Genomic DNA, 19,719 nt, shown 5'->3' on the forward strand with positions numbered 1-19,719 from the left:
GGACGACGATGGCTGCGGACAATTCTCGCGGCGCGATGTTTCGCGTCATCGTGCCGAACCAGCACAGCCGCGTCACCAATGTCGAGCTGTTCTTCGACCTCGTCTTCGTCTTCGCCGTCACGCAGGTGTCGCATACGCTGCTGCACCATTTCACGCCGCTCGGCGCAGTGCACGTCACGGTGCTGTTTCTCGCGGTGTGGTGGGTGTGGGTCTATACCGCCTGGGTCACCAACTGGCTCAATCCGGAGCTGACGCCGGTCCGCGTTATGCTCTTTTTGATGATGCTGGGCGGGCTGGTGCTGTCGACGACGATCCCGACCGCCTTCGAGGGGCGGGGTCTGTGGTTTGCGATCGCCTACGCGGCGATGCAAATCGGGCGCACGGCCTTCTGGCTGTTCGCAACGCCGCGGCATCGGACCGCGGTTCGCCACAACGCGATCCGCATTCTGACCTGGCTCGCGATCTCCGCGGTGTTGTGGATCGCAGGCGGCCTGTCCGAAGACGAGACGCGGCTATGGCTGTGGATTGCGGCAGTCGCCTGGGAGTACGTCTCGCCGGCGGTGCGCTTCTGGGTTCCGAAGCTCGGCTTCTCGTCGGTCGAGGCCTGGGCCGTCGAGGGCGGCCACATGGCCGAGCGTTGCTCGCTCTTCGTCATCATCGCGCTCGGCGAGGCCGTCGTCGTCAACGGCGCGACCTTCGCCGAGCTGGACTGGACCGCGGACAACATCATGGCCTTCGTCTCCGCACTGGTCGGCGCCATCGCGATGTGGTGGGTCTATTTCCACAAGGGCGCCGAGGCCGGCTCGGAGCGGATCTCGAAGTCCACCGAATCCGGCCGCCTGGCGCGGCTCGCCTATACCTATCTGCACACGCCGATCATCGCCGGCATCATCCTGACCGCGGTCTCGGACGAGCTGGTGCTGAAGCACCCGACCGGCCATTCCGACGTGCGCACCATCGTGAGCACGATCGGCGGGCCGCTGGTGTTCCTGATCGGCACCATCCTGTTCAAGCACGCGATCCGCGGCTTCCTCCAGCTCTCGCACGGCATCGGCATCATGCTGCTGCTGTTGCTGTGGTGGTTCGCCGCCGGCCTCCCGCCGCTCTGGCTGTCGGTCGCGACGACGGTGATCATGATCATCGTCGCGGTGTGGGAATCGGTGTCGCTGGGGGCGGACAGAGAAGAGGCCAAGGAACATTGAATTGCGGAGCGGCCTGAGCTGAGGAGCCCGCCTAAGCGGGCGTCTCGAAGGATGCGCTGCGGGGAAAGCGCTCTCGCGGAGAGCGGCCGCAGCGTTTACTCCGCCACTTCCAGCGCATGCACCGAGAACATCTTCGCCGCATCCGTCCAGCTCTCGCGGACGCGCCAACCCGCGCCCTGTGCCAGCGCGGCAAAACGCTCGATGCTGTATTTGTAGCTGTTCTCGGTGTGAATGCTTTCGCCCGGGCGGAACGAAAAGCTGGTGCCGAGCAGGCGCACGGTCTGGCTCTTCTTGCTGAACAGGTGCATCTCGATGCGGTGCCGCTCGCGATTGTAGATCGCGCGATGGGTGAAGGCGGAGAGGTCGAAATTGCCGCCAAGCTCGCGGTTGATCCGCACGAGAACATTGAGGTTGAAGCGCGCGGTGACGCCGGCGGCGTCGTTATAGGCATCGAACAGCACGCGCTCATCCTTCTCGAGGTCGGCGCCAATGATCATCTGCGCGCCCCGACCCAGGATCGCGCGTGCGCTCTTCAGGAAGGCCTGGGCTTCATGCGGCTCGAAATTGCCGATGGTCGAGCCCGGAAAGAAGCCGACCTTGGGCATCGAGGCGACGGCCCTCGGCAGCTCGAACGGCGTGGTGAAATCGGCGGTCACCGGATAGATGCCGAGCGACGGGAAGTCTCGCTTCAGGCCGTTCGCCTGCGCCTTGAGGAAGTCACCGGAGATGTCGACGGGGACATAGGCCGCGAACCTGCAATGGTTGAGCAGCAGGCGGACCTTCGTCGTTGCGCCGGCGCCGAACTCGACCAGTGCGGCGTGCTCCGGAATGATCTTCGCGATCTCGCTGCCACGATCCTTCAGGATCGAGAGCTCGGTCCGCGTCGGATAATATTCCGGCAGGCGCGTGATCGCCTCGAACAGCTCCGATCCCGTCGCGTCGTAGAAATATTTCGGCGACAGTGTTTTGGGCTGCTGCGAGAGGTCCTTGATGGCCTCGCGGGCGAAGGCGGTGGTCTGTTCGTCGGGAAGATGGGCTTCGGCCAAAGCGCTGGCGTGCACATTCATGATACTCTCCTGAACGCGCTGTCCGGCGCGCATCTGTCGTCGGATGAGAACTAGTCGTAATCGGCGAGCCGCAGTCCCGTGAACTGCCAGCGGTGGTGCGGATAAAAGAAGTTCCGATAGGTGATACGGCTGTGGCCTTCCGGAGTTGCAAGCGAGGAGCCTCGCAGTACCAGCTGGTTGACCATGAACTTGCCGTTGTACTCGCCGAGCGCGCCTTCGATGGCCCGGTAGCCGGGATAGGGCGCGTACGAGCTGCGGGTCCACTGCCAGACGATGCCGAAGGCGTCGTTGAGTTGGCCGGCGCGGGCCGCGACCTCCCACTCCATCTCGGTCGGCAGATGTTTGCCAGCCCAGCGCGCAAAGGCGTCGGCTTCGTAGTAGCTGATATGGCAGACCGGCGCGGTGGGATCGACCGGCTTCACACCGGCCAGCGTCATCACGTTCCACTGGCCATCGATCTCGCGCCAGTAACCCGGGGCCTGCCAGTCTTCCTTGCTGGCTGCGGCAAAGCCGTCCATCAGCCACAGCGTCGCACGCCGGTATCCGCCGTCCCGCATGAAGGCCAGCCACTCGGCATTGGTGACCAGATTGCGCGCGACCCTGACCGGGCCGACGAGGGCGCGATGCGCCGGCTTCTCGTTGTCGAAATGAAAGCTGTCGTCGACATGGCCGACGGTGTGGATACCCTCGTTCAGCGTCAGCCAGTCGTCGCCGGCGCGCGTCGCGGCCGGGAAGCGCCAGTCCGGGTCATAGGCCGGATAGACCGGGTTCTGCGCGAAGGCGTGCAGGATGTCGGTGAACATCAATTCCTGGTGTTGCTGCTCGTGGTTGAGCCCGACCTCGACCAGCGGTGCGATCGCGCGAAGCTTGTCCGCGCCGGTCTCGCGGAAGAATTTGACGACGGCCGCATCGACATAGTTGCGATAGGCGCCGACCTCGTTTGCGCTGGGACGGGTGATGTCGCCGCGATGATTGCGGGCATGACGCGGGCCGGCGCTGACGTAATAGGAATTGAACAGGAACGCGAAATCGGGGTGGAAGGGCCGGTAGCCGGCCGCGTGCTCGCCGAGCAAAAATTGCTCCCAGAACCAGGTGGTATGGGCCCGGTGCCATTTCGTCGGGCTCGCATCGGGCATGGACTGGATCTGCTGGTCCTCCGGCGAGAGCGGCGCGGCCCGGCGTTCGGTCTCGTTGCGGACGGCGAGAAAGGCGTCTTCCAGCCGCTGGGCGAGGTTACCGGCAGAGGACAGTGACGAAAGCGAGGGGGCGGCCGTAGCGGAGGCTTGTTTCGTCACGTTTTTCTCCAGACAGGACAAGAGAACGTCGTTGGCGTTGCCCGGTTCCAAAACCGAGGTTTGTCCTAGATAGGGGCTCCGTTACGGTATGAAAGTCCTCCCCGGCGATGATATTGATGTCATCAGCCTATGGATCCGGCTTGGGGGGCAAGCCGGCCAGCGGGGCATGTCGCCGCCATTTTACTTTGGATGCACAACGGTTTGGGCTACATATATAGGCAGGTATCGGGTTAGATCGGCGGAGCCAGCCCGAATTGATTGGTGGGGGCTCCGCCCCAGAAGGACACGGAAATGAGCATCGAGGAATTCATCGCCAACGAAGTGAAGTCGAACGACGTGGTTCTGTTCATGAAGGGCACGCCGCAATTTCCGCAGTGCGGTTTCTCCGGCCAGGTCGTCCAGATCCTCGACCATATCGGCGTCGGCTATAAGGGCCTCAACGTTCTCGAATCCGCCGAACTGCGCAACGGCATCAAGACCTTCTCCAACTGGCCGACCATCCCGCAGCTCTATGTGAAGGGCGAGTTCGTCGGCGGCTGCGACATCGTCCGCGAGATGTTCCAGGCCGGTGAATTGCAGCAGCTTTTCACCGAGAAGGGCGTCGTCGTCGCGGCCTGATAGGTGACCCAGCTGACGCGCCGGATTGGCGGCGCCGAGCTCGAGGTCATTGTCGCAGACATCACCACACTGAGCGTTGACGCCATCGTCAACGCGGCCAACACGTCGCTCCTTGGTGGGGGCGGCGTGGATGGTGCGATCCATCGGGCGGCGGGGCCCGATCTGGTCGCCGAATGCCGCATGCTCCACGGCTGCAAGACGGGTGATGCCAAGATCACCAAAGGCTATCGGCTCAGGGCTGCCCATGTGATCCACACCGTCGGACCGGTCTGGAATGGCGGCACGCTCGGAGAGGACGATCTGCTCGCGTCCTGTTATCGCCGCTCGATGGAGCTGTGCGGGAAGCACAAGCTGACCTCGGTGGCATTTCCCGCGATTTCGACCGGCATTTTCCGCTTTCCAGCCGACCGGGCCGCCGATATCGCCGTTCGTACCACAATCGAAGGGCTCGCTTTGGCGCCGTCCGTGGCCCGCGTGGTGTTCTGCTGCTTCGCCGAGCCGAGCGCCAAGCTCCACGCCGAGGCGCTTGCGCGACACGCCGGCCCTTGTGCCTGATGGCGCGCTCAGTACACTCCGCCGGGCCATGTTCCGGGGAGGGGATATGATTTCACAGTCTGGACTGCGTGCGCTGGTCTGCGGCGCGCTGGTGTCGCTCGGCGCGATGTCGCTGGCGCGAGCGGAGGGCACCTACGAGATTCCGGCCGGGGCGCATTTCAATCAGGACAAGCTCGGCAAGATCAGCGAATTCTTCAAGAACGAGGTTGCGACTGGCAAGATCGCCGGCGCGACCGTACTGATCCGGCAGCACGGCAAACCGGTCTATCACGAAGCCTTCGGCGTGCAGGACGTGGTCAGCAAGGCGCCGATCACGGACAAGACGATCTTCCGCCTGTTCTCGATGTCCAAGGCGATCACTTCGGTGGTCGCGATGCAATTGGTCGAGGACGGCAAGATCAAGTTGGATGATCCCGTCTCGAAGTACATTCCGTCCTTCGCCAATGTGAAAGTCGGCGTCGAGAAGAAGGCGGAGGACGGCACCAAGTCGCTCGAGCTGGTGCCGCCGAACCGGCCGATGACGGTGCATGATTTGATGACGCACACATCGGGCATCACCTATGGCTTCTATGGCGACAGCCTGGTCCGCAAGGCCTATCGCGATGCCAACCTCTACGCAGGCGATTTCGACCTCGCCGAGTTCGCCGAGCGCATCGCCAAGCTGCCGCTGCACAACCAGCCGGGCGCGCTCTGGCAATACGGCCATTCCACCGACGTGCTGGCACGCGTGATGGAGATCGCGGCCGGCAAGCCGCTGATCGACATCATGCGCGAGAAGCTGCTCGATCCGCTCGGCATGGTCGACACCGGCTTTTTCGTCATCGCTCCCGAGAAGCAGAAGCTGCTGGCGCAGCCGGTGCCGAACGACAGCGACTTCCGCGTTGGCCGGATCAATGATCCGACCGTGGTCAAGAAGATGCAGTTCGCCAGCGGTGGCATGGTGACGACCATGGCCGATTATGAGCGCTTCGCGCAGATGCTGCTCAACGGCGGCAGCCTCGACGGCAAGACCATTCTCAAGCCTGAGACGTTCAAGCTGATGACGACCGATCAGCTCGGCCCCAAATCAGGCGTCGACCGCGACTATTTCTATTTCCCCGGCGACGGTTTCGGCTTCGGCCTCGGGCTCGCGGTGCGCACCGACCCCGGCAACGCAAAACCGCCGCCGCCCGGCAATCTCGGCGAGTTGAAATGGGACGGCGCCTCCGGCTGCTATTTCGTCATCGATCCCAAGCAGGACATGTTCTTCGTGCTGCTGGAGCAGACGCCGACCGAGCGCCAGCGCGTGCAGCGGACATTGAAGCTGTTGGTCTATGAAGCCATGGAAAAGTGACATGTTGGGGCGCCGCGCTTTCATCGCGGCGCTCGTGCTTCTGGTCGGAGCGGTCGGTGCGAAGGCCGGCTCCGAAGCACGCAGCGCTCGCACTCTCTCGGCCCAAGGGCTGGCGAAGGTCTCCGACTACATCCGCAACGAGATCGTGACCGGCAAGATTCCCGGCGCCATTCTGCTGCTCCAGCAGCATGGCAAGCCGGTCTATTACGAGAATTTCGGCGTTCGCGATGTCGCGACCGAGAGTTCGATGAGCGCGGACACGATCTTCCGTCTCTATTCGATGTCGAAGCCGATCACCTCGGTCATGGCGATGATGCTGGTCGAGGAAGGCAAGCTCGCGCTCGAGGATGCCGTCGCAAAGTACATTCCGGCCTTTGCCGATATGAAGGTCGGCGTCGAGAAGAAGGCGGAGGACGGCAAGGTCTCGCTGGCACTGGAGCCGCTGCAGCGTCCCGTCACGATCAAGGATCTGCTGCGCCACACCGCGGGGCTGCCTTACGGTTCTTCTGGCGGCGGCGCGGTGCGCGAGCTCTATGCGGCCGCCAACCTCTTCAATGGCGATGTTTCCAACGCCGATTTCGTCGCGAAGCTCGCGGCACTGCCGCTCGCCGAGCAGCCGGGCACGCTGTGGGACTACGGCTTTGCCACCGACGTGCTCGGCCGGGTTGTCGAGGTCATCTCGGGCAAGACGCTGCTGCAGTTCGAGAAGGAGCGGCTGCTCGACCCGCTCGGCATGACGGAGACGGCGTTCTACGTCACCGACCCCGCCAAATTCCCACGCATCGCCGAACCGATGCCGGATGATCGCAACATCAATGCAACGACACCGGTTCGCGACATCAGGCGCCCGGCGATCTGGCAATCGGGCGGTGCCGGCCTCGTCGGCACAGTCGGCGACTACGCCCGCTTCGCGCAGATGCTGCTGAATGGCGGCAGCTATGAAGGCCGGCGCTATCTCAAGCCCGAGACCATCGCGCTGATGGCGTCGGATCATGTCGGGCCGGAAACGAAGATCGCACGCGATCAGAGCTATTATCCGGGCGGCAGCTCCGGCTTCGGCCTCGGCTTCGCGGTGCGCACTTCGGTGCCCCCGGGGACGTCATGGCCGCTTGGCGAATATCGCTGGGACGGCGTCGGCGGCACCTTCTTCTTCATCGACCCCGAAGACGATCTGTTCGGGATCTTCATGGTGCAGACCCCGTCGCAACGCGGCCGGATTCAGCTGGCCTTGAAGACGCTGATCTATCAGGCGATGGGGCGGTAGACTCTCGTTTTGACGCGTTTTCTTTACGCGAACCGGTATCCACTTCGCTCGAAAACGCTCTGACTACGCCCCGCGCACGATCTCGCGCACGTACCCGATCGTCTCCTCGATCTGGCTCGCATCGACGTCGAGATGGGTGCAGGCGCGGATGCGGCCATCCATCATCGCAAGTGTCACGCCGCGCTGGCGCAGTGCCGCGACCATCTTGTCGCCGGCAATGCCGGCGCCGTCGGGCTTGAAGAACACGAGGTTGGTCTCGGGCTCCTGCACCTCGACGCCGGGGATCTGCGACAGCCCGCGGGCAAGCGCGCGCGCATTGGCGTGGTCGTCGGCGAGGCGCTCGACGTGATGGTCGAGCGCGTAGATGCAGGCGGCGGCGCAAATGCCAGCCTGCCGCATCGATCCGCCGAGGCGCTGCTTCCACTGCCAGACCGCATCGATGAAGGCGCGCGAGCCCGCGAGCACGCCGCCGATCGGCGCGCCCAGGCCTTTGGAGAAATCGATCCAGGCCGAATCCCAGCCCGCCGTCATGTCGCGCGGGGAGATGCCGCTGGCGACGGTGGCGTTGAGCAGGCGCGCGCCGTCCATGTGGGTGACGAGGCCGTGCTGCTTCGCGATCGCGACGATCTCGTCGAGTGCGGCCTTTTTCCAGATCGTGCCGCCGCCGATATTGGCGGTCTGCTCGACGCTGACGACGGTCTGCGGCGGCTGGTAGCGCGTACGCGGGTGCAGAGCTTTCCGGAACGTCTCCGGCGTGAACTGGCCGTCGGGACCCCTAAGCTGGGTGACCTGGAAGCCGCCGATCGCGGCATGCGCGCCGCCTTCGCGGGCGATGATGTGCGCGGTCTCATGCGCCAGGATCTCGTCGCCGGGGCGGCAATGCACCAGCGTCGCGGTGACGTTGCACATGGTGCCCGAGGGCATGTAGACCGCAGCTTCCTTGCCCATCAGTGCGGCGACGCGCTCGCACAGCGCGTTCACGGTCGGATCGTCACCGACCTGCTCGTCGCCGACCTCGGCGCGCGCCATCGCCTCGCGCATCGCGGCCGTCGGCTTGGTCTGCGTGTCCGAGAGCAGATTGATGCGCACCGGCGGCGCCTTGGGATCGATCGGGGGAGGGGTGTAGAGCATGCGACGGCTCCTAACGCATTGCGGCCACTGAATTGTGGCTCTTAAGCAAAAAGGCCCCGGCGAACCGGGGCCTTTCGATATTCAGATCTTAGCGCGAATAGAATTCGACGACCAGATGGGGCTCCATCTGCACCGGGAACGGCACGTCGGAGAGGCCGGGGATGCGCACGTATTTCGCGGTCATCTTGCCGTGGTCGACTTCGAGATAGTCGGGAGTGTCGCGCTCGGGGAGCTGGCTGGCTTCCAGCACGTGGGCGAGCTGCTTGGAGGCTTCCTTGACCTCGATCACGTCGCCGACCTTGAGCTGATAGCTCGAGATGTTGACCTTGCGGCCGTTCACCTTGATGTGGCCGTGGTTGATGAACTGGCGAGCGGCGAAGATCGTGGAAACGAACTTGGCGCGGTACACGACCGCGTCGAGACGACGCTCCAGCAGGCCGATCAGGTTCTCGCCGGTGTCACCCTTGAGGCGGCTCGCCTCGACATAGATGCCGTGGAACTGACGCTCGGAGATGTTGGCGTAGTAGCCCTTCAGCTTCTGCTTGGCGCGCAGCTGCACGCCGAAGTCCGAGAGCTTGCCCTTGCGACGCTGGCCATGCTGGCCGGGGCCGTATTCGCGGCGATTCACGGGGCTCTTCGGGCGGCCCCAGATGTTCTGGCCCATACGGCGATCGAGTTTGTACTTCGCCTCACTGCGCTTAGTCATCGCGTCCTCTTCAGGTACATGGTTTGAGGAAACGCGCCCTCCTGTGTGACGGGCTAGCCCGGCACTGACAGGTCCGATCCCCAAAGCTTCAAGGGAGAGGACCACGGGTCGCGAAACGCTTCGCGGGCCGAAATCGGCCCGCGAGCAGGCGGCTTTTAGGGGAGTTTGGGGTTCGCTGTCAATTGTTTAGCCCTTCATTCCGGGCGATGCGCCAGCATCGACCCGGAAAATCTCGAGGTTCCAGGTTCGGCTCTGCGAGCTGCCCCGGAATGACGGTGCTTATGTCCCGACCACTCTTATCGGCTTTGACCCCGCCGCCCGCAATTCGGCAGCGATTTCAGTGTTCAGGACCTGTTCCAGCCGGGTCAGGACGCGGGCGATCGGGGCCGCATCAGTAACCCGGTGATCCCAGCGGATCACGACATGAATGGTCTGGTCGGGCTCGACCAGGCCGTAGCTGACGATGAAGGGGCCCGGCGTGATCGGATGGAGCTCTCCGCCGCCATAGGCGGCCACCGAGCTCACCGCAAAGCTGCCGAACCAGTTGCCACGCTGGCGGCCGAAATTGAGGCCGATCGCCCAGGACAGGCGCCGCAGCGGCAGCGGCAGGCGGGTTGCCCGCATGATCTTGCGGAACATCGGAACGTCTGCGATCGGCGCCGTTTTGCCGCGCCGGATCTCGGCATCGACCGCGGCAAGCGCCATGGCCTCGGGAGCCGCGATTCGCTGCGGCATCACGCATTCCTCGCCGTCCTCGACCCGAGCGATCGCCACCGACGCCACGCTGTTCGGCAATTCGTAGAACGTCGGCCAGGGCCATTTGGCGTAGACGGTGCGCAGGATCGGCTCGTCCCTGGCGACCAGGGCGAACGCCTTGACGAAGGTCGCAGCCCAGCCGGCCGGCGCGGCGGCTCCGGCGCGTGCCTCGATCAGGGGGCGGATATTGAGCGAACGGGAGAGCGAAACGAACGGCACGTCCATCGACGCGCGCATGAGATCGCAAATCAGGCGGCGCGGCAGCGAAATGGGCTTTGGCGTCCCCCGCATCGGTCTTCGGTTCCTACAGATGAAAAAATGTGCAGCGAGCGGGTCCCGCCCGCCGTTTCCTTTAGCACGAACCAACCCGCCAGGGGTTGAACGGTTCGACCAATCAGGGAGCCGGCGAAGCCAGCGGCTTGGTCTTGTCGACGACGTAAACTCCAAGCACTTTCATGGCTTTATCGCCATGAGCCTTGGCGTCATGCACGACGCCTGCCGGGATCTGGTAGGAATCGCCGGCTTTCAAGGTCTTCTCCGGCTGCCCGTCGACGAGGAGATTGAGCTCGCCTTCCAGCACATAACCGGTCTCAATTCCGGGATGGGTATGGCGTCCGGCCGCGCCGCCCGCCGGGACCTCCGCAATCGCGGTGACGGTATTATAGCCCTCCGGAAATTCGACTTTCTGGAGCGGGGTGCGCTTGATGCCAGGCTGCTGTGCGAAGGCGGCGACGGCAAGGCCGGTAAAGGTCAGAGCGAGCAAAGTCTTCTTGAGCATGGTTTTTCCTCCCTATGCGGCCGACCCTAGCAGGGCCGCAGTTCCCGGCAAGGTGGCAGTCGGCCTGCTCAGCGCCTGATCCCCTCGAACGCCGCCATGATGCCGCGCTGGAGCAGCGACCAGTCGAAGCCCAGCGCGATCGCGCGGTAACCGCGGTCGACCAGGGCGTTGGCCTGGTCGGCGGTGCGGGCCACGCCGCCGATCGGCACGCCGCTTCTGAGGATGCCGGCCTCGGCGCGCGCGACCAGCTCCAGCAGTTCCGGATCGTCCATCTGGCCGCGCTTGTTGATGGATGTCGCGAGATCGCCGGGCCCGATCACCGCGACGTCGATGCCCGGCGTCGCCATGATCTCGTCGATGCGGTCGACGGCATCGACATGCTCGATGGTGATCATGCAGATCATTTCGTCGTCGGCGCTTGCCATGTAGTCCGGCATCGACTGGCCCCAGCGGAACGGGGCGTGGAACGGACCCCAGAGCCGGTCGCCGCGCGGCGGGTAGCGCACGCTGCGGACCGCCTTCTCGGCATCAGTGCGGTTCGTGATCATCGGAAAGTTGATGCCGAAAGCGCCGATGTCCATCGGCGCTTTCGCAAGCCACGGCTCATTCGCCGCGATCCGCACCAGGGGCGTGCACGGCGTGCCGGTGGTTGCTGCGATCATCGCGTGCGCTTCGGTGAGCCCGATCGGTCCATGCTCGAGATCGACGATGATCCAGTCGAGCGAGCGCGCCATGATCTGCACCATCTGCACGCTCGGGATGGTCGCGATCGCGCCGAAAGCGGGGCGGCCATCGCGCCACAATTGGCGGAGGCGGTTGAGCGGCGGAGTCCGGACCGACATGGAAAGGCCTGCTGTGAGGTGACGACGGCAAAACCTAGCAGCGCAGCGCCGATGCGCAAAGTCAGGCCAGCGCGCGGCCGCCGAAGAACGGCGTCAGCGTGGCCGAAAGGCCGTGCACGCGGTTCGAGGTGAAGATCATCTCGGCGCCGGCCTGTGCGATGCCGCCGATGCGCGGGCCGAGCAGATCCGAAACGCGGCGGGCGATCGCCGGCGCGGGATCGATCCAGTCGACCGGCCAGGGTGCCAGCCGCTTCAGCCGGTCGAGCAGCAGCGGATAATGTGTGCAGGCGAGCACCACCGTGTCGGTGCGCGAGGTCGCGTCTTCGCCGACGAAGCAGGGGGCGAGTTCGGCCAGGATGTCGCCGTCGCTGACGGAAGTGCCGCTGAGCTCGGCTTCAGCCAGCGAGGCTAGCTCGGGCGAGCCGACCAGCGTCACCTCGCAGCCCTGCGCGAAATCGCGGATCAGGGCCTTGGTGTATTCGCGCTTCACCGTGCCCTTGGTGCCGAGCACCGAGACGCGGCGGGTCCTCGATTGCGCGCAGGCCGGCTTGATCGCCGGCACCGTACCGACGAAGGGCACCGAATAAGCGGCGCGCAAGTGGGACAGGACCAGGGTGGACGCCGTGTTGCAGGCGATGACGACGATATCAGGGTCATGCGTGCCGATCAGCTCACCCATCAGCGGCACGACGCGGGCGATGATCTCGTCCTCGCTGTGGTGGCCGTAGGGGAAGAAGGCGTCGTCGGCGACGTAGGCGAAATGGGCGTCCGGACGCGCGGCCACGACCTCGCGGAGCACCGTGAGCCCGCCAAGGCCGGAATCGAACACCAGGATCGTCGGAGGATTGGTCACGTCATTACCCTAGCCCGTCATGGTTACCATTCGGTTTTTAGGGCGATTTTGCGGCGGGGCCGTTTTGGAGGGAGGCTGGACGCGCCGCGGACAGGACATACCCGGTGGGCTGGGCCCCGGCTCTGCAGCGCCGTCGAAGCGGCGCCGCGCTGCGTCCGGGACACAAGACCGAGATGCGTCCCCGGCAATGGTAGGCTATACGCGTCTTCACGACATGCCCAACTTACCGCTGCAGGGGCCTCATGCTCACCGTCCATCATCTCGGCAAGTCTCAGTCCGAGCGCATCGTCTGGCTGTGCGAGGAGCTGGGGCTTGACTACGAGCTGAGGCGCTACGCCCGCGATCCCGTCACCATGCTGGCGCCGCCGGAGTACAAGGCGCTGCACCCGAGCGGGGCAGCGCCCGTCGTGACCGACGGCGATCTCGTGCTCGCGGAGTCCGGCGCCATCGTCGACTACATCGTCGCAAAGTACGGCAACGGCCGTCTGGTACTCGGCCCCAATGATCCCGCCTTCCCGCAGTTCCTGTACTGGCTTCACTTCGCCAATGGCACGTTGCAACCCGGCATGGGGCGGATGATGATTCTGAATCGACTCGATCTTGCAAAGGACAACCCGACCCTGCTCGCCATGAAGGGACGGCTCGATCGCTCCTACGATCTCCTCGACGCCCGCCTTCGCGATGCCGAATATCTGGCGGGCAACGCATTCACCACCGCCGACATCATGATGGGCTTTTCGCTGACGACGATGCGCTACTTCCAGCCCTACGATGTCCAACGCTGCCCGAACGTGGTCAAGTATCTCGGCCGCGTCAGTGCCCGCCCGGCCTATCGGCGCGCGATGGAGAAGGGCGATCCCGGCATGGCGCTGCTGCTAGGCTGAGCAGCGGCGATCACGCGATCCTGTTCGTCGTGGCCGCCCGCTCCGTGGCGAGCTGCTTCTGCAAACGATCGATGTTCTGCAGCAGGCGCTGGCTGGTCAGCACCAGGAAATAATAGCCGAACTGCGGGTCCTGGAAGTAGATCTCGAGCAGCCGGTCGTAGGTGATCGTCAGCACCTGGCCGTCCTCGATGCATTCGATCGTTCCGGTGCGCCGGTTGTCGGGCGTCAGGAAGCCGAGCTCTCCCATCAGCGCTCCGGGCCCGATCTCGACATTGATCTCCTTGACCAAGAACTTGCCGGTGACCGTGAGGAGCATCTCCTTGGCAGGATCGCCCAGTTTGAACAGCGTGTCGCCGCTTCGATATTTGCGCTCGGTCATGAATGGCTTGAGCCATTCGATCGACATGTCGCCTTCGGCGGCATGGCGCGCCTTCTTGACCAGCTTGAGCATCTGCCGCAGGCGCAGGGCGTTGATCGGAAGCAGCAGCAGATAGAGCAGGAACGTCGCGACGTTGGCGGAGAGCGCGCCGAAAACGGCGAAGAACGCGCAGCCGATCATGTTGGCGACGCGCAGCGGCACCATGGTCCGCATCAAGAGGGTGGCGACGAAGAAACCGGCGCCGACCGCGGCGAACAGATTGGCAAACGTGATGTTGTGGACGAAGATCTCCAGCAGCCTATTGAAGATCGCGTCATAGGTGACGTTGTTCGGATCCAGGCCCATCTGCACCAGGATCTTCGCGATCCTGAGGTTGTCCGTTGCCGCATCGAGAATGCGGTCGAGGATCGAGGAAATGTCTGCGCTGCCGGACGGCATGGTACTAACCCCGCGTAAGGCTTTCAGTCCTGGTCGGTATGCTCGACACGTATAGCCGAAATCGAATGACGGCCGCCTGAAATGAAGCCTTTGGCCGTCACGCCGCAAGAGGCAAATTTTAGCCTGATCGGGCGTTTCGGCAATTGCCCGTTGGTTGTGCGTCCGGCCGCAACGCGGCCGTGATTCGGGGCGGGCTTCGGCGTCGCGGAACGGCCGGATGCCCCTGGTGGGGCGCGTCTGACGATCTTCGCCTTATGGCTTGGCGGCGGGTTGGATGACCTGCTGCTCGACGAGGCCAAGACGTCCGGGCAGCGAGCCGGCGCGCAGCAGCATGGCGACGCTGTTGGCCTCTTCCAGGGTGAAGTTGCCGGAAATCTGGACGGAGCCGCCGGTGATGGGCTCGCGGATCACCGGGGAGGAGATCACCTTGTCGTCGAGCGCGATGGCGAAGGGCATTCCAACGTTCTCTGCGGTGATGTGAGCGAAGCGCCGCGTACCGCGGCCGTTGAAGCGGAACGAGGCGATCGGCTCCTTAGCGCCGCTCGAGAATCCCGGTCCCGCGTAGCTGATGTCGTCGCCGTCGAGCGCGCTGGCCTTGACGAGATAGGGAAGCTTGTCCTTGAAGCCGAACATCACTTCCGTGCCCGCCGGAGGCGTGCCGGATTGCGCCTGCTCCGCCGACATCGTGACATCGATCAGGCGGAAGCTGACCTTGACCTTCCTGGCGAAGATCGCGGTGATGCGCTCGGGCTCCGTCGTGCCCGGCAGAAAGATGCGGATGCGGTCCGTTCCCTCAGGCTGGACGCTGGGCAGAGTGACGCCGGCGTCCTTGAGGCGCTGCTCGATCATGGCGATGGAATCCTCGACGAGATCGCGCAGCCGTGCGGCGGATGCGGCATCGGTCGGCGCGAGCCTGATCAGCCCGTCTCCGGCGTCGGTCACGGCGAGCGCGTGCGTGGGCAATCCCTCTGCCGCCGAGGCGAGCTTGCGCGTCAGCAGCTCGCGGCCCTTGGCGTCCGCGATCTTGACCTCGACGCCGCCGTCACGAATCGCAAGGCCGGAGAAGGCGATCCGGCCCTCGCGCAGGGTCTTGTAGACGTCGTCGCGCAGATCCGTAGTGACCGCCTCCCGCAAGGCGTCACTGTCCACCTTGTAGATGATGCGCGATCCGCCCAGCTTCTCCATCTTGTCGGTGATGAATGCCGCGATCTTGGCCCGCATCTTGTCGAGCTGGCCGTCCGCGGCGAATGTTGCGGAGGGCAGCGCGATGGCTGTTGAGATAGCGCACGCGGCGATCAGCCGTGTGATGCGGTTCCGCAGGGGTGTCGTCATGATGACCTCAAGTCTTGCGGCAGGGCGCTGGCGAGCGAATTCAGTGCCAGTTCTTGGTCCCCGGATCGGCCGCAGAGGTTCAAGCGCCTTAGGTTCGCGTTCGAGCGCCGCAGCCCGTTGGCAATGGACGAACGCCAAATCATCCATCATTCTGTCGGCGCCCCGGCCGGCCATCGGTCGGGGCCTCGCCGACCCAAAAATGTCAAAAGACAGGGGGCGGGGACATACATCTGAGGGAGGACGGAATTCCATGGCGGGCATCCACGCGCTCGATCGGCTGATTGGCAATGACTATCCGGATCTTTTGACCGACGAGGAGGTCCGGGCGTTCGAGCGGGTCCCCTATGCGGACCGTATCGCTGCCGAGAGCACGTTTGACGCCATCAAATTGGGCGCGGCGCGTAATCCCGACGGTGCGGCGATCCAGTTTCTGCAAAATGCTGATCCCGCCGACACGCCACTGGTGGTCACCTACCGCGATTTCCATGCGCGCGTCACGCAGGCTGCCAACATGTTTCACGCGCTCGGCGCGGAGAAAGACGACGTCATCAGCTTCATGCTGCCGCTGGTGCCGGATGCCTTCGTGACGCTGTTCGGCGCGGAGGCCGCCGGCATCGCCAATCCCGTCAATCCGCTGCTCGAGCCGCACCAGATCGCGGAGATCCTTGAAGCTGCGAACACCAAAATCCTGGTGGCGCTCGGGCCGATGCCGGGCACCGACATCTGGCAGAAGGTCGAGCAGATCCGTCCGCAGCTCAAGCACCTCAAGGCGATCGTGCAGGTGTTCGGCGGCGGCGATCCGGCGAATGGCATCTTTGCTTTCAGCGACCTGATCAAGCAGCAGCCGTCGGATCAGCTTGTCAGCGGGCGCAAGATTTCGGGTGCCGACATCGCGGCCTATTTCCACACCGGCGGCACCACCGGCACGCCCAAGCTGGTGCGGCACACGCATACCAACCAGGTCTACCAGGCCTGGGCGCTCAACCTGCTGCTAAGGGCGAAGCCCGGTGCCAATTTGCTGTTCGGCATGCCGTTGTTTCACGTCGGGGGATCGCTGACCCAGGTGCTGACGATGCTGTCGGGCGGCGGCTCGCTGGTCGTGCTGTCGCCGAGCGGCTGGCGCAATCCGAATGCGGTGAAGAATATCTGGAAATTGGTCGAGCGCTTCAAGCCGGAAGCGCTGTCGAGCGTGCCGACGGTGCTCGCCGCAACGCTCGCGGTGCCACCTGATCAAGCCGACATCTCAAGCCTGAAATATGCCGCCGGAGGCGGCTCGGCGATCCCCGTCGCGGTCGGCTCGGCGATCCAGGACAAGCTGAAGCTGCCCGTGGTCGAGGTCTACGGCATGACCGAGACCTCGAGCGTGCACACGCTGGCCTATCCATCACGGCCGATCCGGCTCGGCTCGGTCGGCCTTCCCATGCCTTATGCGCGCGTGCGCATCGTGCAACTCGATGCCGATGGCCGCCTGATCCGCGACTGCGCGCCTGATGAGATCGGCGTCGTCATCATGGCAGGGCCCGGCGTGTTCGGCGGCTATCTCAACGACGAGCACAACAGGGGCGCGTTCGTCGACGAAGTCTGGGTCAATTCCGGCGATCTCGGCCGGCTCGACGCCGACGGCTATCTCTGGATCACCGGTCGCGCCAAGGACCTCGTGATCCGTGGTGGCCATAACATCGATCCCGCGCCGGTCGAGGAGATCATGTTCCGGCATCCCGCGGTCGGCTTCGCCGCCGTAGTCGGCCAGCCCGACGCCTATGCCGGCGAACTGCCGGTGGGCTACGTGCAGTTGAAGCCCGGCGCGACCGTGGAGCCCGGCGAACTGGAATCCTGGGTTCGCGAGCGCACGCCGGAGCGGGCCGCCGTCCCGGTGCAGGTCATTCCGATCGACCCGATGCCGGTGACCGGTGTCGGCAAGGTGTTCAAGCCGCAGTTGCGCTGGGACGCGGCCGAGCGCGTGTTCACCAAGGTGCTCACGCCGCTGGTCGAGCGCGGCATCGATTGCAGGGTTAAAGTCGGTGCCCATGGCAGTCACGGATCGATCGCCACCGTGACCCTTGCCGGCCTGCCGTCGGACCAGCGCGAGGCCGTTGCGAGCGAGGTACACGCGCTGCTTGCACCCTTCGTGATGCGCCACGAGGTGGTGCAAATGTAGCGGCACCGACAGACGGCGGCGTCACCTGGAAAAACCAGGGTGACGCTTCGCCGCATTATCCTTACCCCCGTTAGACCGGCTTGTGTGACAGGAATCACATAGGAAGAATTAGCAATCGGCGACGCTAGCGAATAGTCTCAGGGAATTGCATCCGGGGGGACGCAAGTGATTCCGTTTCGACTGTTTGTCTTGTTGATATTCGCGATTGGCCTTGCCTGCGGACCGGCGCATGCCGACCGGCGGGTCGCGCTCGTGATCGGCAATTCCGCTTACAAGAGCGCGCCGAAGCTCAGCAATCCAGTGAACGACGCCACGCTGGTCGGCGGCATGTTCAAGAAGGCGGGCTTTGATTCCGTCGACGTCAGGCTGGATCTCAGTGCCAGCGAGATGCGGCGCATGCTGCGCGAGTTTGCCGGCAGGTCGCGCGATGCGGACATGGCGGTGATCTATTACGCCGGCCACGGCATCGAGCTCGATGGAGCCAACTATCTCATTCCGACCGACGCGACGCTGGAGACGGATGGCGACGTTCTCGACGAGACCATTCCGGTCGAACGCGCGCTGTTCGCGGTCGAGCCGGCCAAGCAGCTGCGCCTGATCATCCTGGATGCCTGCCGCGACAACCCGTTCGCCAAGTCGATGAAACGCACGCTGGCTTCACGCGCCGTCGGGCGCGGGCTCGCCAAGGTCGAGCCGACCAGCCCGAACACGATGATTGCGTTCGCGGCCAAGGCGGGATCGACGGCGTCCGACGGCGATGCCCGAAACAGCCCGTTCGCCACCGCGCTGGTCGAGCATCTGCCGAAGCCGGGCCTTGATCTGCGCAAGGCCTTCGGCTTCGTGCGCGACGACGTGCTCAAGAGCACGAGCTACAAGCAGGAGCCCTATGTCTACGGCTCGCTCGGCGGCGACGACGTGCCCCTCGTCGTGAGGCCGGCCGCGACCGGTCCCCAGGCAAACCCGCAGGAAGCCATCCGCAGGGATTACGAGCTCGCGCTTCAGCTTGCGACGCGCGACGGCTGGGAAGCGTTTCTGGCGGCGTATCCGGACGGTTTCTACGCCAACCTGGCCAAGGGCCAGTTGAACAAGATCGCCGCCGAAGAGACGCGCGCGTCGGCTGAGCAAAAGGCCAAGGCAGCCGAGCAGGAAAAGACGAGGCTGATCGCCGAGCGCGCCCAGAAGGCCGAGCAGGAGAAGGCAGCAGCTGCGGCCAAGGCGGCGGAAGAGGCGCGGATCGCCGCAGAGAAGCAAAAGCAGATCGAGCAAGCGAAAGCGGAAGCGGCCGAGCACCAGCGCAAGGTGGCTGAGGCGGCGGCTGCGAAGGCGCTTGCCGAGAAGCAGGCCGTGGAGAAGGCCAAGGCCGAGCTTGCCGCGAAGCAGGCGGCGGAGAGGGCTGAGCAGGCCGCAAAGCCGGCTGCCGATCGGCAGCTGCCCGAAGTCGAGAACCAGAAAGTCGCTGCGCTCTCGCCCGCGCCGGCCTCCACGTTATCGGCGGCTGATCTGACAAAATCCGTGCAGAGCGAGTTGCGCCGCGTCGGCTGCCTGTCCGCCGCCGCAGACGGCGACTGGAGCGCGACGTCGCAGCGCTCGCTGACGCTGTTCAACAAATATGCCGGCACCCAGCTCGACGTGAAGCTCGCGAGCGTGAATGCGCTCGATGCGCTGAAGGCGAAGCCCGGACGGGTGTGCCCGCTGGTGTGCAATTTCGGCTTCAAGGCCGACGGCGACCAATGCGTCAAGATCACCTGCCGCGCCGGCTATCGCGTCGGCGACGATAACGAGTGCGAGAAGGTGCCGGAGAAGAAGCCGGTCGCGACGCGCGAGGACACGCGGAAGCGCGACGCAGACCGCAGGGCAAGTGAAACCGCGCCGCCCAAGCCCGAGGCGAGCGGGCAGATCATTTGCAGTTCGACCGGCTGCCGTCCGGTGCAAAAAGGGTGTCGGCTCGTCAGCGGGGTCATCCCTGGCAGGGTCAGCTCGAACACCGCGACCGGAGGTTCCTACGAGGTGTGCAACTAAAGCATGATCCGGAAAAGTGCGCAGCGGTTTTCCGAAAAGATCATGCTTAAATAACAACCTAAAGCGCGATGACGATACATCTCATCGCATCGCGCTTTAGCTTCCCTGA

At 64.5% G+C, this 19,719-nt stretch carries 18 protein-coding genes; 8 read left to right on the plus strand and 10 right to left on the minus strand.

Annotated features, from left to right (window positions below):
- Positions 1-8 precede the first annotated feature (8 nt).
- Positions 9-1,202 (plus strand): low temperature requirement protein A, encoded by a 1,194-nt coding sequence (locus BM190_RS22290; protein ID WP_092259053.1) that lies wholly within the window; start codon positions 9-11, stop codon positions 1,200-1,202.
- A 95-nt stretch (positions 1,203-1,297) separates the two neighbouring features.
- Here the strand turns inward: BM190_RS22290 and egtD are convergent, their stop codons facing one another.
- Together egtD and egtB are read right to left on the minus strand one after the other, a co-directional pair.
- Positions 1,298-2,269, minus strand: coding sequence for an L-histidine N(alpha)-methyltransferase (gene egtD, locus BM190_RS22295; RefSeq protein ID WP_177237220.1), 972 nt, complete (start codon positions 2,267-2,269; stop codon positions 1,298-1,300).
- 50 nt (positions 2,270-2,319) lie between these two features.
- The gene (egtB, locus tag BM190_RS22300) at positions 2,320-3,615 is read right to left on the minus strand and encodes an ergothioneine biosynthesis protein EgtB (protein ID WP_177237221.1); all 1,296 of its coding nucleotides are present in this window, start codon (positions 3,613-3,615) and stop codon (positions 2,320-2,322) included.
- Positions 3,616-3,855: 240 nt separating this feature from the next.
- On the opposite strand from egtB, the gene grxD reads away from it, so the two are divergent.
- From grxD to BM190_RS22320, 4 genes are read left to right on the plus strand one after another with little or no spacing between them, the layout of a single operon-like run.
- Positions 3,856-4,182: a Grx4 family monothiol glutaredoxin gene (gene grxD, locus BM190_RS22305; protein ID WP_018316580.1), complete on the plus strand. Its 327-nt coding sequence runs from the start codon at positions 3,856-3,858 to the stop codon at positions 4,180-4,182.
- 3 nt (positions 4,183-4,185) lie between these two features.
- On the plus strand, positions 4,186-4,737 hold the full coding sequence (locus BM190_RS22310) for an O-acetyl-ADP-ribose deacetylase (RefSeq protein WP_092259059.1): 552 nt from the start codon (positions 4,186-4,188) through the stop codon (positions 4,735-4,737).
- A 46-nt stretch (positions 4,738-4,783) separates the two neighbouring features.
- Positions 4,784-6,070 (plus strand): serine hydrolase domain-containing protein, encoded by a 1,287-nt coding sequence (locus BM190_RS22315; RefSeq protein ID WP_177237222.1) that lies wholly within the window; start codon positions 4,784-4,786, stop codon positions 6,068-6,070.
- A gap of 1 nt (position 6,071) precedes the next feature.
- Complete coding sequence (locus BM190_RS22320) at positions 6,072-7,334, plus strand: serine hydrolase domain-containing protein (RefSeq protein WP_177237223.1); 1,263 nt, start codon at positions 6,072-6,074, stop codon at positions 7,332-7,334.
- 63 nt (positions 7,335-7,397) lie between these two features.
- Here BM190_RS22320 and BM190_RS22325 read toward each other — a convergent pair whose 3' ends face one another.
- From BM190_RS22325 to murI, 6 genes are all read right to left on the minus strand, one after another.
- Positions 7,398-8,465 (minus strand): threonine aldolase family protein, encoded by a 1,068-nt coding sequence (locus BM190_RS22325; protein ID WP_092259065.1) that lies wholly within the window; start codon positions 8,463-8,465, stop codon positions 7,398-7,400.
- A gap of 88 nt (positions 8,466-8,553) precedes the next feature.
- On the minus strand, positions 8,554-9,171 hold the full coding sequence (gene rpsD / locus BM190_RS22330; RefSeq protein WP_018316575.1) for a 30S ribosomal protein S4: 618 nt from the start codon (positions 9,169-9,171) through the stop codon (positions 8,554-8,556).
- 279 nt (positions 9,172-9,450) lie between these two features.
- On the minus strand, positions 9,451-10,218 hold the full coding sequence (locus tag BM190_RS22335; protein WP_092259068.1) for an acyltransferase: 768 nt from the start codon (positions 10,216-10,218) through the stop codon (positions 9,451-9,453).
- 103 nt (positions 10,219-10,321) lie between these two features.
- Entirely contained in the window at positions 10,322-10,705 is a 384-nt protein-coding gene (locus tag BM190_RS22340) for a cupin domain-containing protein (protein WP_018316573.1), read from the minus strand.
- Positions 10,706-10,773: 68 nt separating this feature from the next.
- Positions 10,774-11,547, minus strand: a complete 774-nt coding sequence (locus BM190_RS22345) for an HpcH/HpaI aldolase family protein (protein ID WP_092259071.1) — start codon at positions 11,545-11,547, stop codon at positions 10,774-10,776.
- Between the two features lie 61 nt (positions 11,548-11,608).
- Entirely contained in the window at positions 11,609-12,400 is a 792-nt protein-coding gene (gene murI, locus BM190_RS22350) for a glutamate racemase (RefSeq protein WP_092259074.1), read from the minus strand.
- 242 nt (positions 12,401-12,642) lie between these two features.
- Between murI and BM190_RS22355 the strand changes: the two genes are divergently transcribed.
- On the plus strand, positions 12,643-13,284 hold the full coding sequence (locus BM190_RS22355; RefSeq protein ID WP_092259077.1) for a glutathione S-transferase family protein: 642 nt from the start codon (positions 12,643-12,645) through the stop codon (positions 13,282-13,284).
- Positions 13,285-13,294: 10 nt separating this feature from the next.
- On the opposite strand, the gene BM190_RS22360 is transcribed toward BM190_RS22355, so the two are convergent.
- Complete coding sequence (locus tag BM190_RS22360; RefSeq protein WP_018316569.1) at positions 13,295-14,101, minus strand: Crp/Fnr family transcriptional regulator; 807 nt, start codon at positions 14,099-14,101, stop codon at positions 13,295-13,297.
- Between the two features lie 252 nt (positions 14,102-14,353).
- Complete coding sequence (locus tag BM190_RS22365; RefSeq protein WP_092259080.1) at positions 14,354-15,433, minus strand: SecDF P1 head subdomain-containing protein; 1,080 nt, start codon at positions 15,431-15,433, stop codon at positions 14,354-14,356.
- Between the two features lie 250 nt (positions 15,434-15,683).
- Here BM190_RS22365 and BM190_RS22370 point away from each other — a divergent pair, with 250 nt between their 5' ends.
- Both BM190_RS22370 and BM190_RS22375 read left to right on the plus strand, forming a co-directional pair.
- On the plus strand, positions 15,684-17,591 hold the full coding sequence (locus BM190_RS22370) for an acyl-CoA synthetase (RefSeq protein ID WP_092259083.1): 1,908 nt from the start codon (positions 15,684-15,686) through the stop codon (positions 17,589-17,591).
- Between the two features lie 165 nt (positions 17,592-17,756).
- Positions 17,757-19,610 (plus strand): caspase family protein, encoded by a 1,854-nt coding sequence (locus BM190_RS22375; protein WP_143109068.1) that lies wholly within the window; start codon positions 17,757-17,759, stop codon positions 19,608-19,610.
- Positions 19,611-19,719: the final 109 nt, after the last annotated feature.

Origin of the sequence: Bradyrhizobium sp. Rc3b (assembly GCF_900114915.1) — a bacterium.
In the GTDB taxonomy this organism is placed as follows: Bacteria; Pseudomonadota; Alphaproteobacteria; order Rhizobiales; family Xanthobacteraceae; genus Bradyrhizobium.

Bases quoted from the DNA above. Each gene is read 5' to 3' on its own strand.
- egtD (WP_177237220.1), bottom strand. From the start codon at position 2,269: ATGAATGTGCACGCCAGCGCTTTGGCCGAAGCCCATCTTCCCGACGAA.
- grxD (WP_018316580.1), top strand. From the start codon at position 3,856: ATGAGCATCGAGGAATTCATCGCCAACGAAGTGAAGTCGAACGACGTG.
- BM190_RS22290 (WP_092259053.1), top strand. From the start codon at position 9: ATGGCTGCGGACAATTCTCGCGGCGCGATGTTTCGCGTCATCGTGCCG.
- BM190_RS22360 (WP_018316569.1), bottom strand. From the start codon at position 14,101: ATGCCGTCCGGCAGCGCAGACATTTCCTCGATCCTCGACCGCATTCTC.
- BM190_RS22365 (WP_092259080.1), bottom strand. From the start codon at position 15,433: ATGACGACACCCCTGCGGAACCGCATCACACGGCTGATCGCCGCGTGC.
- rpsD (WP_018316575.1), bottom strand. From the start codon at position 9,171: ATGACTAAGCGCAGTGAGGCGAAGTACAAACTCGATCGCCGTATGGGC.
- BM190_RS22335 (WP_092259068.1), bottom strand. From the start codon at position 10,218: ATGCGGGGGACGCCAAAGCCCATTTCGCTGCCGCGCCGCCTGATTTGC.
- BM190_RS22345 (WP_092259071.1), bottom strand. From the start codon at position 11,547: ATGTCGGTCCGGACTCCGCCGCTCAACCGCCTCCGCCAATTGTGGCGC.
- BM190_RS22315 (WP_177237222.1), top strand. From the start codon at position 4,784: ATGATTTCACAGTCTGGACTGCGTGCGCTGGTCTGCGGCGCGCTGGTG.
- BM190_RS22355 (WP_092259077.1), top strand. From the start codon at position 12,643: ATGCTCACCGTCCATCATCTCGGCAAGTCTCAGTCCGAGCGCATCGTC.
- BM190_RS22340 (WP_018316573.1), bottom strand. From the start codon at position 10,705: ATGCTCAAGAAGACTTTGCTCGCTCTGACCTTTACCGGCCTTGCCGTC.
- BM190_RS22320 (WP_177237223.1), top strand. From the start codon at position 6,072: ATGTTGGGGCGCCGCGCTTTCATCGCGGCGCTCGTGCTTCTGGTCGGA.
- BM190_RS22325 (WP_092259065.1), bottom strand. From the start codon at position 8,465: ATGCTCTACACCCCTCCCCCGATCGATCCCAAGGCGCCGCCGGTGCGC.
- BM190_RS22370 (WP_092259083.1), top strand. From the start codon at position 15,684: ATGGCGGGCATCCACGCGCTCGATCGGCTGATTGGCAATGACTATCCG.